Annotated in this window: 15 protein-coding genes and 2 pseudogenes; 12 read left to right on the forward strand and 5 right to left on the reverse strand. The window is 41.5% G+C overall.

Annotated features, from left to right (window positions below; genetic code table 11):
* Nucleotides 1-54: 54 nt before the first annotated feature.
* The gene (gene ftsH, locus ACRQ5D_RS06750) at nt 55-2,166 is read right to left on the reverse strand and encodes an ATP-dependent zinc metalloprotease FtsH (protein ID WP_091167169.1); all 2,112 of its coding nucleotides are present in this window, start codon (nt 2,164-2,166) and stop codon (nt 55-57) included.
* 90 nt (nt 2,167-2,256) lie between these two features.
* Nucleotides 2,257-2,630, reverse strand: a pseudogene (gene rsfS, locus ACRQ5D_RS06755) (ribosome silencing factor).
* A 47-nt stretch (nt 2,631-2,677) separates the two neighbouring features.
* Between rsfS and ACRQ5D_RS06760 the strand changes: the two are divergent.
* The 4 genes from ACRQ5D_RS06760 to pfkA all read left to right on the forward strand — a co-directional run bounded on the left by ACRQ5D_RS06760 (nt 2,678) and on the right by pfkA (nt 6,824).
* Complete coding sequence (locus ACRQ5D_RS06760) at nt 2,678-3,451, forward strand: biotin--[acetyl-CoA-carboxylase] ligase (RefSeq protein WP_091167164.1); 774 nt, start codon at nt 2,678-2,680, stop codon at nt 3,449-3,451.
* Between the two features lie 16 nt (nt 3,452-3,467).
* Nucleotides 3,468-3,920, forward strand: a complete 453-nt coding sequence (locus ACRQ5D_RS06765; RefSeq protein ID WP_091167161.1) for a protein-disulfide reductase DsbD domain-containing protein — start codon at nt 3,468-3,470, stop codon at nt 3,918-3,920.
* A gap of 148 nt (nt 3,921-4,068) precedes the next feature.
* Nucleotides 4,069-5,700: a protein-disulfide reductase DsbD family protein gene (locus tag ACRQ5D_RS06770; protein WP_431199301.1), complete on the forward strand. Its 1,632-nt coding sequence runs from the start codon at nt 4,069-4,071 to the stop codon at nt 5,698-5,700.
* A 146-nt stretch (nt 5,701-5,846) separates the two neighbouring features.
* The gene (gene pfkA, locus ACRQ5D_RS06775; RefSeq protein WP_090532241.1) at nt 5,847-6,824 is read left to right on the forward strand and encodes a 6-phosphofructokinase; all 978 of its coding nucleotides are present in this window, start codon (nt 5,847-5,849) and stop codon (nt 6,822-6,824) included.
* Between the two features lie 55 nt (nt 6,825-6,879).
* On the opposite strand, the gene ACRQ5D_RS06780 is transcribed toward pfkA, so the two are convergent.
* Together ACRQ5D_RS06780 and ACRQ5D_RS06785 are read right to left on the reverse strand one after the other, a co-directional pair.
* Nucleotides 6,880-8,232 carry a PAS domain S-box protein gene (locus tag ACRQ5D_RS06780; protein WP_143020744.1) on the reverse strand — a complete coding sequence of 451 codons (1,353 nt, stop codon included), beginning with the start codon at nt 8,230-8,232 and terminating at the stop codon, nt 6,880-6,882.
* Between the two features lie 54 nt (nt 8,233-8,286).
* Nucleotides 8,287-8,823 carry a 5' nucleotidase, NT5C type gene (locus ACRQ5D_RS06785; RefSeq protein ID WP_091167152.1) on the reverse strand — a complete coding sequence of 179 codons (537 nt, stop codon included), beginning with the start codon at nt 8,821-8,823 and terminating at the stop codon, nt 8,287-8,289.
* A gap of 231 nt (nt 8,824-9,054) precedes the next feature.
* Between ACRQ5D_RS06785 and ACRQ5D_RS06790 the strand changes: the two genes are divergently transcribed.
* From ACRQ5D_RS06790 to trmD, 8 genes and pseudogenes are all read left to right on the forward strand, one after another.
* Entirely contained in the window at nt 9,055-9,576 is a 522-nt protein-coding gene (locus tag ACRQ5D_RS06790) for a 30S ribosomal protein S16 (protein WP_091167150.1), read from the forward strand.
* A 122-nt stretch (nt 9,577-9,698) separates the two neighbouring features.
* The gene (rimM, locus tag ACRQ5D_RS06795; protein WP_091167147.1) at nt 9,699-10,226 is read left to right on the forward strand and encodes a ribosome maturation factor RimM; all 528 of its coding nucleotides are present in this window, start codon (nt 9,699-9,701) and stop codon (nt 10,224-10,226) included.
* A gap of 158 nt (nt 10,227-10,384) precedes the next feature.
* Nucleotides 10,385-10,819 carry a hypothetical protein gene (locus ACRQ5D_RS06800; protein ID WP_091167138.1) on the forward strand — a complete coding sequence of 145 codons (435 nt, stop codon included), beginning with the start codon at nt 10,385-10,387 and terminating at the stop codon, nt 10,817-10,819.
* Nucleotides 10,820-10,887: 68 nt separating this feature from the next.
* The gene (locus ACRQ5D_RS06805; RefSeq protein WP_432328590.1) at nt 10,888-11,130 is read left to right on the forward strand and encodes a hypothetical protein; all 243 of its coding nucleotides are present in this window, start codon (nt 10,888-10,890) and stop codon (nt 11,128-11,130) included.
* A 192-nt stretch (nt 11,131-11,322) separates the two neighbouring features.
* Nucleotides 11,323-11,523 (forward strand): helix-turn-helix transcriptional regulator, encoded by a 201-nt coding sequence (locus tag ACRQ5D_RS06810; protein ID WP_176625861.1) that lies wholly within the window; start codon nt 11,323-11,325, stop codon nt 11,521-11,523.
* Nucleotides 11,524-11,539: 16 nt separating this feature from the next.
* Nucleotides 11,540-11,929, forward strand: a complete 390-nt coding sequence (locus tag ACRQ5D_RS06815; protein WP_431199302.1) for a VOC family protein — start codon at nt 11,540-11,542, stop codon at nt 11,927-11,929.
* A 153-nt stretch (nt 11,930-12,082) separates the two neighbouring features.
* Nucleotides 12,083-12,454: a VOC family protein gene (locus tag ACRQ5D_RS06820; RefSeq protein WP_413323181.1), complete on the forward strand. Its 372-nt coding sequence runs from the start codon at nt 12,083-12,085 to the stop codon at nt 12,452-12,454.
* Nucleotides 12,455-12,560: 106 nt separating this feature from the next.
* Nucleotides 12,561-13,240 (forward strand): annotated as a pseudogene (gene trmD / locus ACRQ5D_RS06825) (tRNA (guanosine(37)-N1)-methyltransferase TrmD).
* Between the two features lie 55 nt (nt 13,241-13,295).
* Here trmD and ACRQ5D_RS06830 read toward each other — a convergent pair.
* Nucleotides 13,296-14,531 (reverse strand): hypothetical protein, encoded by a 1,236-nt coding sequence (locus tag ACRQ5D_RS06830; RefSeq protein ID WP_432328591.1) that lies wholly within the window; start codon nt 14,529-14,531, stop codon nt 13,296-13,298.
* Between the last annotated feature and the right edge of the window lie 636 nt (nt 14,532-15,167).

The following is a 15,167-nucleotide window of genomic DNA, read 5'->3' on the forward strand; positions in this document are numbered from 1 at the left end:
GCTAAAAAGAAAAGCCACCAGCTTTGCCGGTGGCTTTGTATTATAATTTAAAAATTAAAGTTTCGGATCTTCGCTGTCTATTCTTGAAAGTTCAGGATTAGTCAGCGAGTCTGGAATAGCATTGTTATCCACATCCGGATTTAACGCGGCTTCACCGTTTACAAACTTATCATAAGTTGTGCGCTCGTCAAACGGACGTTTGCCCAGGATCTCTTCCAGATCACTCTGGAACAATACTTCCTTCTCCAATAGCTTTTGAGCTATCTTTTCAAGTCCGTCGCGTTTAGCATTCAGCAGGTCTTTGGTTTTTTGATAAACCACATCAACCAGTTTGCGCACTTCAGCGTCAATCATTTCGGCTGTAGTATCAGAATATGGTTTGTTAAACTGATACTCGCCCTGCGGATCATAAAATGATACGTTACCCACGCTATCGTTCATACCATAAATTTTGGTCATGGCATAAGCAAGTTTAGTAATACGCTCCAAATCACTCAGTGCACCGGTAGAAATTTTACCGAAAACGATATCCTCGGCAACACGACCGCCCATAGATACACTCATTTCGTCAAGCAATTGCTCGGTAGTGTACAAAAACTGCTCTTTTGGCAGATATTGAGCATAACCTAACGCAGCGACACCACGAGGCACAATTGATACCTTAACCAAAGGATCGGCATGTTCAAGGAACCAGCCTGCAATAGCGTGACCGGCTTCGTGGTAAGCAACAATCCGTTTTTCTTCCGGAGAGATGATTTTGTTTTTCTTCTCTAAACCACCAATAACACGGTCGATAGCATCCTGAAAATCGGTCATATCAACCGACTCTTTATTTTTTCGGGCGGCAATCAGCGCAGCCTCATTACAAACGTTGGCAATTTCGGCACCGGCAAAACCAGGGGTTTGTGCCGATAGTTTTTTAGCATCTACACCATCAGATAGTTTAATTGGTTTCAGGTGAACTTTGAAAATTTGCTCACGACCAATCAAATCCGGTTTATCGATAGATACCTGCCTGTCGAAACGTCCCGGACGCAATAACGCCGAATCCAGTACGTCAGGTCGGTTGGTAGCAGCAAGGATAATGATACCCGAATCAGTACCAAAACCATCCATCTCAACCAGCAATTGGTTCAGGGTGTTTTCACGTTCATCGTTACCACCTACTATATTATTTTTGCCACGGGCACGGCCGATAGCATCAATTTCATCAATAAATATGATACAAGGAGCTTTGTCCTTAGCCTGGCGGAACAAGTCGCGTACGCGTGAAGCACCTACACCTACAAACATCTCCACGAAATCAGAACCTGACAGAGAGAAGAAAGGTACCTGCGCCTCGCCTGCAACAGCTTTGGCCAATAAGGTTTTACCGGTACCGGGCGAACCTACCAATAGCGCGCCTTTAGGGATTTTACCACCCAGGTTAGTATATTTCTTAGGGTTTTTAAGGAAATCGACAATTTCCATTACCTCCTGCTTGGCTTCTTCCAAACCGGCAACATCGTTAAATGTAACGGTTACCTGGGCTTCTTTATCAAACAGGGTAGCTTTTGATTTACCTATGTTAAAGATCTGGCCGCCCGGGCCACCGCCCGAACCACCGCTCATCCTGCGCATGATAAAGATCCACACGCCGGCAAACAATATCACCATGATAACGCCCTGTACCAGCCAGTTTGATAACAGGCTTTCGTGTCCCTGTTCAAATTGTAAAGATACTTTTTGATCATCAGGCACATCCTTTTGAGCATCGGCAATAGACTTTTTCAGGCTCTCATATGAGGCATCCGTAAAAGTAAACTGCGGACCGCTATTGGTACTGGTATTAAAAAAGTTTTTGTCTTTAGATACGTTACTGGCAAAATATGGCTTTGACAAGCTTTGTTGTTTAATGTAAACATCGGCCATTACCAGGTCCCCGCTTTTATAAGCTACAATTTTTTGAACATCATTTGTACGAAGCATGTTTGCTTCAAATTCCTGGAAAGTAACCGGTTTGCCCGATCCGCCGTTTAACAAGGCCGGAATCAGTAAAAAAGCCAAAATAACAATACCATATAACCACATGATATTGAACTTGGGCGGTTTTGGCGAGGGCTTCTTGTTCACAATTTTACGGATAGGTCTTGGATTTTCTGATTTAGAATCTTTAATATCTTTCATTTCTTTTAACGAGCTCAAACTTACAATCTATAATTTAAATTTTACGCGGTAACAGTAAGACTATGCGTTGAGCCTTTTTGTGACGGATGTTTATGCACTTTTATAATATTTAATATCTGCATCGCCCCACAAATCTTCCACTCCATAAAACTCACGTTTATCGGTCCTGAACACGTGGATCACAACATCCACATAATCAAGCAATATCCACTCACCATGCTCAATTCCCTCTTTGCGCCAGGGCTCGGCTTGGGTGGCTTTGAAAATTTCATCCTCAATGCTATTTGCTATAGCTTTTACCTGTGTCGAGGAATCAGCATGACAGATTACGAAATAATCTGCTACTGAACTGAATATATTACGAAGGTCTAACCTGATAATATCGTTGCCTTTTTTTCCTGGATACCATGTATTGCCAGCTCTGAAATATAGGCAGATTCACTTAACACTTTGTTTTTTACCATCAAAAAGAATTAGTTTTGAACGTTTTTGAGTATAAAATTATTACACTTTGCAAAATAACATATTTTCAGGATTATTTGTTGGTCAAAATTTAGTAACAATTAAACAAGTTGACTCAACAAATAGTTTTCTTAAAAATCTACTGTCAAATTCCAAGCCAGTACCCGAAGGTACGGTCATTATGGCAGAAGAGCAGTACGCCGGCCGGGGCCAGCAACAAAATACCTGGCATAGCGAGTCTGGAAAAAACCTTACTTTTAGTATTTTATTAAAACCCCGTTTCTTACCGGTTGAAGCACAATTTGATTTGAACCGCGCGGCCAGTTTAAGCGTATATGACGCCCTGCATCCCCTCTTAGGCGATCGGTTAAAAATAAAATGGCCCAATGATATTTATTACGGCGACCGAAAACTTGGGGGCATGCTCATTGAAAACACCATACAGGGTGCTCAGCTCAAAGACTCGGTTATTGGCATCGGTTTAAATATAAACCAGGAAAATTTTCCGGCCGGCGCCTCAAACGCCACTTCTGTAAAACAAATCTTACAAAAGGATTATGATTTAACACTGTTATTATCGGAAATTTGCAAAAAGCTTGAGGTATACTATCTTAAACTGAAAGCCGGGCAAATTGATTTGGTAAGGAATACATACTTAAGCCGACTATACTGGTTAAACGAGGTTAAAAGTTTTGAGTCAAACGGCAGGGTATTCAATGGCATTGTAAAAAATGTACTGCCAAACGGCTTATTGCTTATTGAAGATACTAACGGGCAACAAATGGAGTTTAACCTCAAAGAATTGAAATTTTTAAATAAATAATAACCGTAACAAACAAATGAAGAAACTATTGGTATTGGTAACCGCGCTTATCATCAGCGTTGGCGCTTACGCTCAGATCGAATCGCCTGTGAGGTGGTCATACGCGGCAAAAAAGGTAAATGACAAAGAAGCTGTAGTATTTTTAAAAGCAACCATACAAAACGGCTGGCACATTTATTCACAAACCGTAAAAGACGGCGGCCCAATAAAAACTTCATTTGATTTTACCCCATCAAAATTATATGCTGCCGTTGGCAAAACAACGGAGCCAACTCCTGTAACAAAATACGAAAAATCATTCAGCATGAATGTAAGCTATTTTGAAAAGGAAGTTGTTTTTAGCCAAAAAATCAGTTTAAAATCGCCCAAAGCAACAGCAGTTACAGGCAAACTAACCTACATGACCTGTAACGATATGAAATGCCTGCCACCGGAAGATGTTGACTTCACTATCCCTTTAGGTAAATAATTCAGCACACCTTAACAGTAGTCATGAAATTATTAAATAAAGGTGCTTACCTGCGCGCCGGGCTTATCACATTAGTCACTATCATCATCTTTAACATAGCCGGGGCAAACCCGGTTTATGCTGTGCAAAAAAAGCAGCCGATACATCTGTGTCAGCTGCCGATGTTACATTTACAGATATCCCCACCGCTGCCGATAGCGTAGCCATCAGGAAAAAGCAAGCCGATTCCGTAAAAAAGGCAGAAGCGGCAAAAACATCAAAGACGCCCGCAGCTGCTTCAAAAACAGCAGAAAAACCAAAATCACTTTGGCAAATCTTTATTGAAGGTTTACTGGGTGGCTTTACCGCGGTAATTTTGCCTTGTATTTATCCTTTACTGCCTTTAACAGTAAGCTTTTTTACCAAAAAAAGCGGCAGCAAAAGCAAAGCTGTTATGCAATCGCTCATATATGGGGTATCAATCATTGTAATTTATGTTACGTTAGGGTTGCTGATCTCCATTATTTTTGGTTCGGATGCACTCAATGAACTGGCAACGAACGGCATATTTAATATTTTCTTCTTTTTGCTGCTCATTGTATTTGGCATTTCCTTTTTGGGGGCGTTTGAAATCACACTACCAAGTTCGCTGGCCAATAAACTGGATGCAAATTCGGATAAAGGCGGTCTTGCAGGTATCTTCTTTATGGCTTCAACATTGGTTGTTGTTTCGTTTTCATGTACAGGCCCTATTATAGGAACATTGCTGGTTGATGCAGCCTCAAAGGGTGATCGCCTTGGCCCGGCAATGGGTATGTTTGGCTTTTCGTTAGCATTAGCTTTACCATTTACCATATTCGCTTTATTCCCTTCAGCACTTAAAACACTTCCGAAATCAGGCGGATGGCTTAACAGCGTTAAAGTTGTATTGGGTTTCCTTGAGCTGGCATTTGCATTGAAGTTTTTATCAAATGTTGACTTGGCCTACCACTGGAACTGGTTTGACCGCGAGATATTTTTATCGTTATGGATAGCCATTGGCTTACTGATCGGGCTTTACCTCATCGGTAAGATCAAGTTTTCGCATGACAGTGATGTAAAGTACCTTACTATTCCGCGTACATTCCTCGCCATAATTGTATTTGCATTTGTTATTTACATGATCCCTGGCCTATGGGGAGCGCCTCTAAAATCCATAAGCGCTTTTTTACCTCCTGAAGCTACGCAGGATTTTAACCTTTCAAATATTCCGGATGGCTCGGGTTCAGCTTTAGCAAGCCCGTCGGCCACAATCCCAGCAAGCATTGGCGAACGTAAATATGCCTCCAACTATACCCGTATCAAAACCAAAGGGCTGGATGCATGGTATGATTATGACCAGGCTTTACAGGTATCAAAGGCCCTGCATAAACCGATACTCATTGACTTTACTGGCTTTAACTGTGTTAACTGCCGTAAAATGGAAGCCAACGTATGGTCAGATCCGCAGGTGTTTAGCCGCATTAAAAATGATTTTGTGCTGCTGCAGCTGGTAGTTGATGACAAAGCAGAATTACCTGCGGCGGAACACTTTGTATCAGATTACAGCGGTAAAAAGATCACTACACTTGGCGGTAAATGGAGCAACCTGGAGGCGCAGCGCTTCAACTCCAATTCGCAACCGTTATATGTCATGCTTGACAGTGACGGCAACCTGCTAAAAGATGCGTCGGGGGCCGAAATCCCTACCTCACCTGCAAATTATGACATAGCCAACTACCTTAAATTTTTGGATAGCGGCGTAGCGGCTTACAAAAAATAGGGATCGGGTTTAAAAAATAAGTGTAAATTCGCGCAAAATTCAAATTTTGTGCTTTATTGGTTAGGCGCGGCGTTTGAATAATGAACAATATTTACAACCCTAATTAGTTATGAATAGGTTAGCCTGTTTATAACCAAAACAAAAAAATGACTCAGATCAAAAATATCGGCGTTTTTACTTCGGGTGGTGATGCCCCCGGAATGAACGCTGCCATAAGGGCGGTTGTACGTGCCGCCATGTATTACGGAATTGAAGTCACTGGGATCCGCCGTGGTTACGACGGCATGGGCAAAGGTGATTTTTTTACCATGAACCGTAAATCCGTTTCAAACATTATCCAGCGTGGCGGTACAATCCTTAAAACTGCAAGGTGTGATGAGTTCAGAACACCCGAAGGTCGTAAGGCAGCATATGAGCACCTGGTAAAAAATAAAGTTGACGCATTGGTAGCCATTGGCGGCGATGGTACTTTTACCGGCGCTAAAGTTTTTGGCAGCGAGTATGATATTCCGGTGGTTGGTTTACCAGGTACAATTGACAATGACCTTGTAGGCACCGATTTTACCATTGGTTACGATACCGCCATTAATACTGTTGTTGACGCCGTTGACAAGATCAGGGATACTGCAGAATCGCACGACCGTTTATTTATTGTTGAAGTAATGGGCCGCGACTCGGGCCTGATTGCTTTACGTACAGGTATTGCTACCGGTGCCGAGGCTATCCTGATCCCCGAAAGCAAAACCGGGCTCGAAGGTTTGTTAAACCGTCTTGAATTTGGCCGTAAAGATAAAACATCGCGTATAGTAATTGTTGCCGAGGGTGAAGATGCGGGCGGCGCGTTTGAAGTGGGCAGGTTAGTGCAGGAAAAGTTCCCTAATTATGATACCCGGATCTCTATTTTAGGTCACATACAACGCGGCGGAGCACCAAGCTGTATGGACAGGGTATTGGCAAGCCGTGTCGGCGCTGCCGCAGTCGAAGCTTTGAGAGACGGGCACCGCAACGAAATGATAGGCCTCATCAATGGTGAAATTGCTTATACCCCATTTGAGCATGCTATTAAACACCATCAGGGCATCGATCCAAACATGATCAAACTGGTTGAAATGCTTTCTATGTAATTTAAGCTAAAACGATAAATAAAAACAGCCCCGCCTTAATCAAGCCGGGGCTGTTTTATTTGGCAATGGTGCTGTCAACAACAAGTCTTATCGCTGTATCAATTTCGGCACTCACGGTAAACAGGTGCGCTATGATCTCCTTATTTTCGGGGTTAAAGAAATCTTCATGATCCATTAAGCTGATAAGCCCCAGCATGCTTGCCACCGGCCGGCGTAACTCATGCGAGCTTAAAGAAGCTATGTTTCTTAAACGATCGTTCTGGCTAACAAGCTCTTTCTGTATTTTGAGCCGTTCGGTAATATTATGGCCAAAACATCCGGCACCTATTACGTCGCCGGTTGCGGTATAAATAGGATTAAAACTCACTTCGTAATACAACCGCTGCCCATTTACCGGATCTATGCTTTCACTGATAATATCATACCGTTCTCCGCTTAAAGCACGGTTATAGTAAGCAGTCCAATCGTTAATTAATTGCTTGCCAAAGCCCTTATGTTTATAGGAGTATTCACCTTTAAAAGGTTTTTGGCCCGTTAAATGAGTCACCTGCTCAACATAGGCCTGGTTCATGTACAAATAACGCAACTCCTTATCAACCGACCAGATATGGTCCCGGGTATTATTGATCAATGCTTCAAGGCTGTCTTTCATATGCAAAGCCTCCTCGCGCATTTGTATTTGCGGAGTAATGTCCCTGCCTATACCCTGTATCTCAACTACCACTCCGTTATCGTCGGCGATGGATACAAACTCCCATTCGGTATCATGCAGGTTCCCATTTTTAGCAGGCTTTTTGTGAGCGAGCCTGACGATCTTGCCGGGATTATTAATACATTCCACAAAAGCGTCCTGGCACAGCTGCGCATCCTGCGGAATGGTTGTTTTTGAAAAATGATGCCCTATTATGTCAGCCTCATCATAACCGAAGGTTTTAAAAAACCGGCGGTTAGCAAAGCTAAATCTGCCATTGGTATCTACCCTCACCAGGAAATTGGTTTGCGAATCAATAAGCGAATTGAGGAACTGCTCGCTCAGGCCGGGTTTAATAAAAGGGATCGGGGTACGAACACCTTCCAGGGCAGAGGTAATGTTACTTAATATAATTTTATGCCCGGTAAGCCCATCAGTAGTAAGTGTCCGTTTTTCGGTTAGCTGCTTTTGGCCGGCCTCCAGTGGATACGTTATTTGGATCGACTCGTTCATAGCAAGCCCTTCAGTAAGTTGCTTTACACCGGCAAACGTTTCAGGTTTTACCAATCCAATCAAAAAATCAACATTTTGACGAAGGTGATCAGCGCCGACCTCAAAAAGGTTGTAAAAGCTTTCACTTACAAACAGGTATTTCTGTTCATCGATATCAAAAACAATTGTACAATTTCCGGTTGCAGCCGGGTTTGGGTTAAACATATAAAAAAGCTGTGAATACTTAAAGATATGGCTATTTACATGATAAACAAACAACTACAATAATTTCGCTGCAACTTCCTTCCAGGTATTTACCCGCTCATAGTCGGTAAGCAGCATGTTATGCGGCGAAGTATACAGGATCTTCCGGCCATTAAACGTGGCGAAGTTTTTGATCCGGTCATCTATCATGATATCCACGTCCAAAATCTTGTGCCCGCAAAAAATTATGTTTGTCCACGAAATAAATGGAAAATGTTCTTCCAGCCATTCCTGCTTATCCTCCAGCGAGTACTTGAACTCCATAGCAGCCGATGCTATGTACACGTCGTACTTTTCGTGCAGGGCCTTTACTACTTCCTGTGCATCCGGCATTACCGGGATATCCCTGAAAAAACCCCGTTCATTAATATAAACCCTTAGGGTTTCGCTTAAGTGCGGCGGCAGGATCTCCCTAAACTCCTTACCCTCCATATTGCCCAGGCTTATTTCTTCACCATGCCTTTCTTTATACATACTGATGAATTTGCCAATGGTATCGGCAATAACTTCATCCATATCAATAGCTACCCGTATTTTTCTGTTGATGCTCATGGCTGGTAAGTTCCGATTTTTTTAAATTATTGCAATGTTAAGTTTAAAAAACAGCTAAATAAACCGAATCAAGTCCTGCAAAAACAGCCATTCACCAGTCAACCCAATCAGCCATTCACTTCAACCATAAATAATTAATTATCAACCATTTTTAATTATGATAAAAATTAATACCTTTGCATCCCCGCAGAAAGAACTCCGGGGATAATGTTGAATACATAAAAATTTACAATGGCAACTAAGATCAGACTACAAAGACACGGTAAAAAAGGCAAACCTTTTTATTACATCGTAGTAGCAGACTCACGCGCTCCACGTGATGGACGCTTCATTGAGCGTTTAGGTTCATACAACCCAAACACTAACCCAGCAACTATTGACATCAATTTCGACAAAACTTTAGATTGGGTTAACAACGGTGCCCAGCCTACCGATACTTGTCGTGCTATCCTTTCATACAAAGGTGTACTGTACAAAAAACACTTACAAGGTGGTGTTAAAAAAGGTGCTTTAACCGAAGAGCAACTTGAAACCAAATTTGCTGAATGGTTGGATCAAAAAGACAGCAAAATCACTGGTAAAAAAACCAGCCTTAACGTTGCTAAAGACGAAGCCCGTAAAGCCGCTTTAGCTGCTGAAGCTAAAAAGAGCGAAGAAAAAGCCGCTGCTATTGCTGCTAAAAACGCTCCTGTTGCTGAAGAAGAAGCTCCTGCAGAAGATGCAGCAACTGAAGAAGCTGAAAGCGCAGAATAATTTTGAAAAAAGCGTACAGAACGCAGGAAAAGTAATTTATCTTGAATCTATACGTTTGATTTCTTAAATCCGAATAATGGCGAGGCAAACAGCTTCGCCATTATTGTTTAATTATATTTTAAATGAAAACTGAAGAGCATTTCAGGATAGGCAGCGTACTAAAAACCAAAGGCTTAAAAGGTGAACTACAGATCTACGTTGATTTTGATGGCATTGAAGCCATTAAATTTAACGCAGTGTTTATTGACATTGCGGGTAAAATGATCCCTTATTTTGTATCATCAATAAAGTATCTGCAAAAAAACAACGCCTACTTAAACCTGGAAGATGTTGATACCATTGAAAAAGCATCAACCCTGGTAAAGCGGGATATCTACCTGCCCGCTAAGCTAAAGCCAAAAAAGAAAAAGAACGAGTTTACCCTGAATGACGTGGAAGGCTTTATCGCTATAGATGAAACCCACGGTGAACTGGGCGAAATATTATCGGTGCAGGAATATCCGCAGCAATTGATAGCCACAGTTAAATACAAAAATAAGGAAGTACTTTTTCCGCTTAACTTAGAGATAATTAAAGGTATTGATGTTGAAGGCGGTGAGATTTACATTGACCTGCCCGAAGGGTTGCTGGACATTTACCTGGAAGGCTAAGTTTGATAGTCAAGACTTTTAGATTAAAGAAATAAGATTCCCCCATGCCCGTGTCCTCACGGGCATTTTTCATTTAACGGGATTTTAAAAAATATTTGTCAAATATATTTGACTTTTGTAAAGTTTACTTTACTTTTGGTAAGCCAAACTTTACAATCATGAAATCACGTTTTTTATTTCCGCACTATTGTCGATTAATCGGTTACTTGTGTTTTGTCATAGATATATTAAAAGCCGTTGCTTTAAAATTTATTTATCCCAAGGGCTTCGCCCAAACAGGAGATACTCCCAATATCTGGATGAATATCACAAACGACTTTAATATTATCATCGTTATCATCGGATTATTGCTTATAGCTTTCTCCAAAGAAAAAGATGAAGATGAGCATATTTCACAGCTGCGGTTGGACTCATTACAATGGGCGATATATGTAAACTATTGCCTTTTTCTGATCTTAGTCGTTTTGATACATGGCTTTAAATTTCTTGAAATCGTAGCCTACAATGTCATTACCCCTTTGATATTCTTTATCATCCGGTTTAGATGGAAGGTTTTTTTATTAAACAGAAGCCTCGCAAAAGAATCAAATTAAACTATAGTTGATTGAATAAGAAAAATTTAGAATACAGCCATCTTGTGTTTCGAGCAAATTTTACAATCATGAAATCACGTTTTTTATTCCCACACTGGTTCAGGTATCTGGGGCTTGCGCTGTTCCTGATCCATATTCCCATCGTAATGTTTAAAAAAGAAATGGGCTTTAGCATGAATGAAGAGACCGTGAGCGACGACCTGTTTAACAGCCATCATATCTTTTTCATGACTACCACACTGCTCATGTCCATAGGTTTATTCTTTATCGCTTTCGCAAAAGAACGCATTGAAGACAGAACAGATCTTTAAACTCCGGCTCGACTCATTGCAATGGGCCATTTATGTAAATTATATACTTTTGGTTGTGAGTTTAATATTAAGTAAAGACACCGAACATATTTTGTTTTTAAATTTATTGGTACCGCTTGTGTTTTTCATTGTGCGTTTCAGGTGGAAAATTTTTCAGAACAACCGTCTCATCAATAAGGAAGAGGGGCAGGCATGAAAAATAACATCAGGGTTGAGCGGGCCATCAAAAACATAACCCAGGCCGAACTTGCAGAGCTTATCGGGGTGTCGCGGCAAACCATCAACACTATTGAGAGCAACCGGTATGTGCCATCTACCGTGCTGGCTTTAAAAATAGCCCGTGTATTTGGCAAACCTGTTGAAGATGTTTTTTCCTTAGATGAAGAGGATTAATTAAACCAATATAACCATGGCAACAAAACCAAGCTTCGCACCGCAGTTAGCCATTCCGCATGGTGTAACCGATATCAGCTTTTACATTAGGGCTTTGGGCGCGGTAGAACTCAGGCGTTTTAGTAATGATGATGGCAGCATCCACGTATCGGAGCTTTCGATAGATGGCACCATTTTTCATTTACATGAGGAAACCGAACGAACGGCTGTGCTTTGCCCCGATACCACAAAGGCTACCACTGTAACCATCGGTGTTTTTGTTGATGATGTGCATGCGGTGATGGAAGCTGCGAGGCAGGCAGGCGCAACAATAGCTTCGGAAGTAACAGACTGGGACTATGGTTACCGCCAGGGTGACTTTATCGACCCTTTCGGGCATCGATGGATGATTGAGAAGGTTATTTAAACAAAATACTTTTATAAACCATGTCATTGCGAGCGTAGCGCGGCAACCGCACGGAAGCATATCCGCCCTGTATAGCATGCGATTGCCACGTCGTTCCTCCTCGCAATGACATAATTTTTGCGTAGATTTTAAAACACTTAACCCAATAACCCCATGGCAAAGCAACCCACCTACGGCAATGGCAAAATATGTTATATCGAGATTCCAGCTACTGATATCAGCATATCCTCAAAGTTTTTTGAAACTGTTTTCGGCTGGCACATCCGTACGGATAATCACGGCTCCGCCTCGTTTGATGACGGCGTAGGAGAAGTAAGCGGCATGTGGGTAACCGGTCGCGAACCGATGGGCAAAGCAGGGTTACTGATCTCCATTATGGTTGATAATGCAGAAGCAACACTTAAACTGATAGAGGCTAACGGAGGTATCATTGTTCAACCCATTGGTAAAGATTTTCCTGAGATTACCGCACATTTTACCGATCCGGCGGGTAATTTATGGGGAATTTATCAGCATAGAGGATAGTCATAGAAGCAAGATTGCACGACTCAGGAATCAAGACAATTTCGGAGAGAGGACATTTTTCAGTAATCTTGCATCCTGATTCTTTTATCCTGAGTCTGAAGAAAATATGCGTTTCGATATCATTTCTGTATTACCCGGTTTGCTTGAAAGCCCTTTTGCACATTCTATTTTGCAGCGTGCGCAGAAAAAGGGGATTTCTGAAATTGTTGTTCATAACCTTAGGGATTATGCCACCAATAAGCAAAAAAGCGTGGATGATTATCCTTACGGTGGCGGCAGCGGTATGGTGATGACCATTCCACCTTTTGCGGCATGTATTGAAAAACTAAAATCAGAGCGTGATTATGACGAGATCATCTTCATGTCGCCCGATGGCGAAACCCTCAATCAGGCTATCGCTAACCAGCTTTCCATCAAAAAAATATCATTATCCTTTGCGGTCATTACAAAGGTATCGATCAACGCATCCGCGACATTTATGTAACCCGCGAGATCTCGATAGGCGATTATGTACTTTCGGGAGGCGAACTGCCCGCAGCCGTACTGGTTGATGCCGTAGTGAGGCTTATCCCGGGGGTGTTAAGTGATGAAACATCTGCATTGTCTGATTCGTTCCAGGACGACCTGCTGGATGCCCCTGTTTATACCCGTCCGGCCGACTGGAACGGGCACAAGGTCCCCGAAATACTTTTAGGAGGCAACACACCCGAAATAGAAAAATGGCGCCATGAGCAGGCATTAGAGCGTACAAAAGCACGACGGCCCGATCTTTTGGATAAAGATTAAACAGCCGTTTCTTTAAACTTAAGGCTCATTTTTGGAAGTTTATCAATAGCACAGGCTATCCAAAAAACAGTATCGGCACTACAACATCCAATTGCCTCACGTAAGCACTTGCAAAGCCGCTAAGCAAAAAGTAAACCGTAAAAAGCAGCATGGTTAGCTTAACCGGATAGATGACCTGCTTTCGGTTAATTACATTTATGACCAAACAAATAACGGAAGCCCACAAAAGCAAGGATCCTGTAATAATGTTGCTTATTGTTTGGGTAACCTGATAGGTATATGAATAAGGAAAATCAAAAAGCATTCGCGAGATGTTGTAGAAGTAATTTTTTACAAATTTTTTAGGGGCGGATTTGATATTTCTGATTGCCGCTTTTTTAAAAAGTTCATCCTGCTCAACACCTTGATGGGCCATAATAAAAGATATCTCTTTGGCATGATTTGCTTGCAGCAGCGAATCGCCTTCGGTTGATTTAAACGGCATCGGGAGTATTGAGTTAGACAGATAGGGAGCCTTCCAATCGCCATATTCCAAATCATAAGGCGAACTCATCCAGTACAAACTCATCCCTCCGGAATTTCCCCAGTAAAAAACCTTTCCGGTAAGGTGTTGGGTATAGGAAAGATAGGGCACTGTGGTAAGCAAGGCTATAGCGAAGATATATACCGCTTTAATACAAGATGTTCTTATCGCTTTTATGATACTTAACAGCAAACAGATGATAAAACAAAGCAATATTACATAACCAAAAATGATTTTGGTTAAGGCCAGGAAACCAATCAGAAAACCTGAAAGTACAAGGTATATTGTTTTATGCTTCACAAAATACAAGGTGACGCTGTATACAATACTTACTATTAAAAATGAAGTAAAAACTTCAGTATAAATAGCGGGCAAAAACTGGTAAAGATTAATATAAAATGCCCATATAATGGCAAATAACATGGCAAGCTTTTCCTTAACCAGATAGCGCAGGGCCTGATACAAAAACACGATCGACAGGTAAAAGAAAAGCACGTTTAATAAGGGATACCAAATAACCGGTAAATGCAAAGCGGCACAAGGCATAAGTACAATAGGATAACCCGGACCGCTCCACAAATTAATATCAGGCGCGGGGGGCGAGTAAAAACCATGAATTAAGTTGGATGCAAAACCAACGTACCTGGGCTCATCGCCATATAACACAGGATATTTAAATTTCAATACACGATAAACGTAATAAACAAGGAACGGTAAAAATAGGAAATAGGGGCTTTGCTTTACATTAAAACGCATATGATATGGCATATATCAATGATACCAATTTATGGCCTATCTCCGGATATAATTATTCAAAATTCAACGCTTTGTTAAAAGGCAACCATAAACACTCGCACTCTGCAGCGATACGCGCATCAATTTTGCATTTAACCTGCTTTTAATTGGACTGATCTACACACTTATAGCTTACTTCACCGAGAAGAGACCCGTGCTGGGAATTATTGAAAAATAAAAAGCCGATTTATGGCATTACGAAATATACGATGATTCGAAATGCCTTATCAATCTTAACCCTTTTACGCTGCAAACAAGAAAAGCAGCAGGATAAACGATCATCAATGCGCCGAAGGACGGCGCGCTGAAAAACCTAACCAGATAGCTAACAATAAAAATTGCATTGACAATTATTGAGAAAACCCACCCAACCGGGTTGAGGACATTATCTGTGTTAGTCGTCTGTCGATAGTAAATATATTGCAATGCTATACCAGATAACATTAAGCTTAGGACTATCCAATCGTAAGTATCTCTAAAAGAGTTTTGTTCCAACTTATTAAAGGTGATAAAAATAACGCCTCCCGCAATAACTGTTGGTATAAGGTTGATAAAGAATAACCACCTGGCAATATTGGAGGCTCTTGCAATAATTGAATCAATTGAGTT

This window comes from Mucilaginibacter sp. P25, from assembly GCF_050859465.1.
GTDB lineage: Bacteria > Bacteroidota > Bacteroidia > Sphingobacteriales > Sphingobacteriaceae > Mucilaginibacter > Mucilaginibacter gossypii.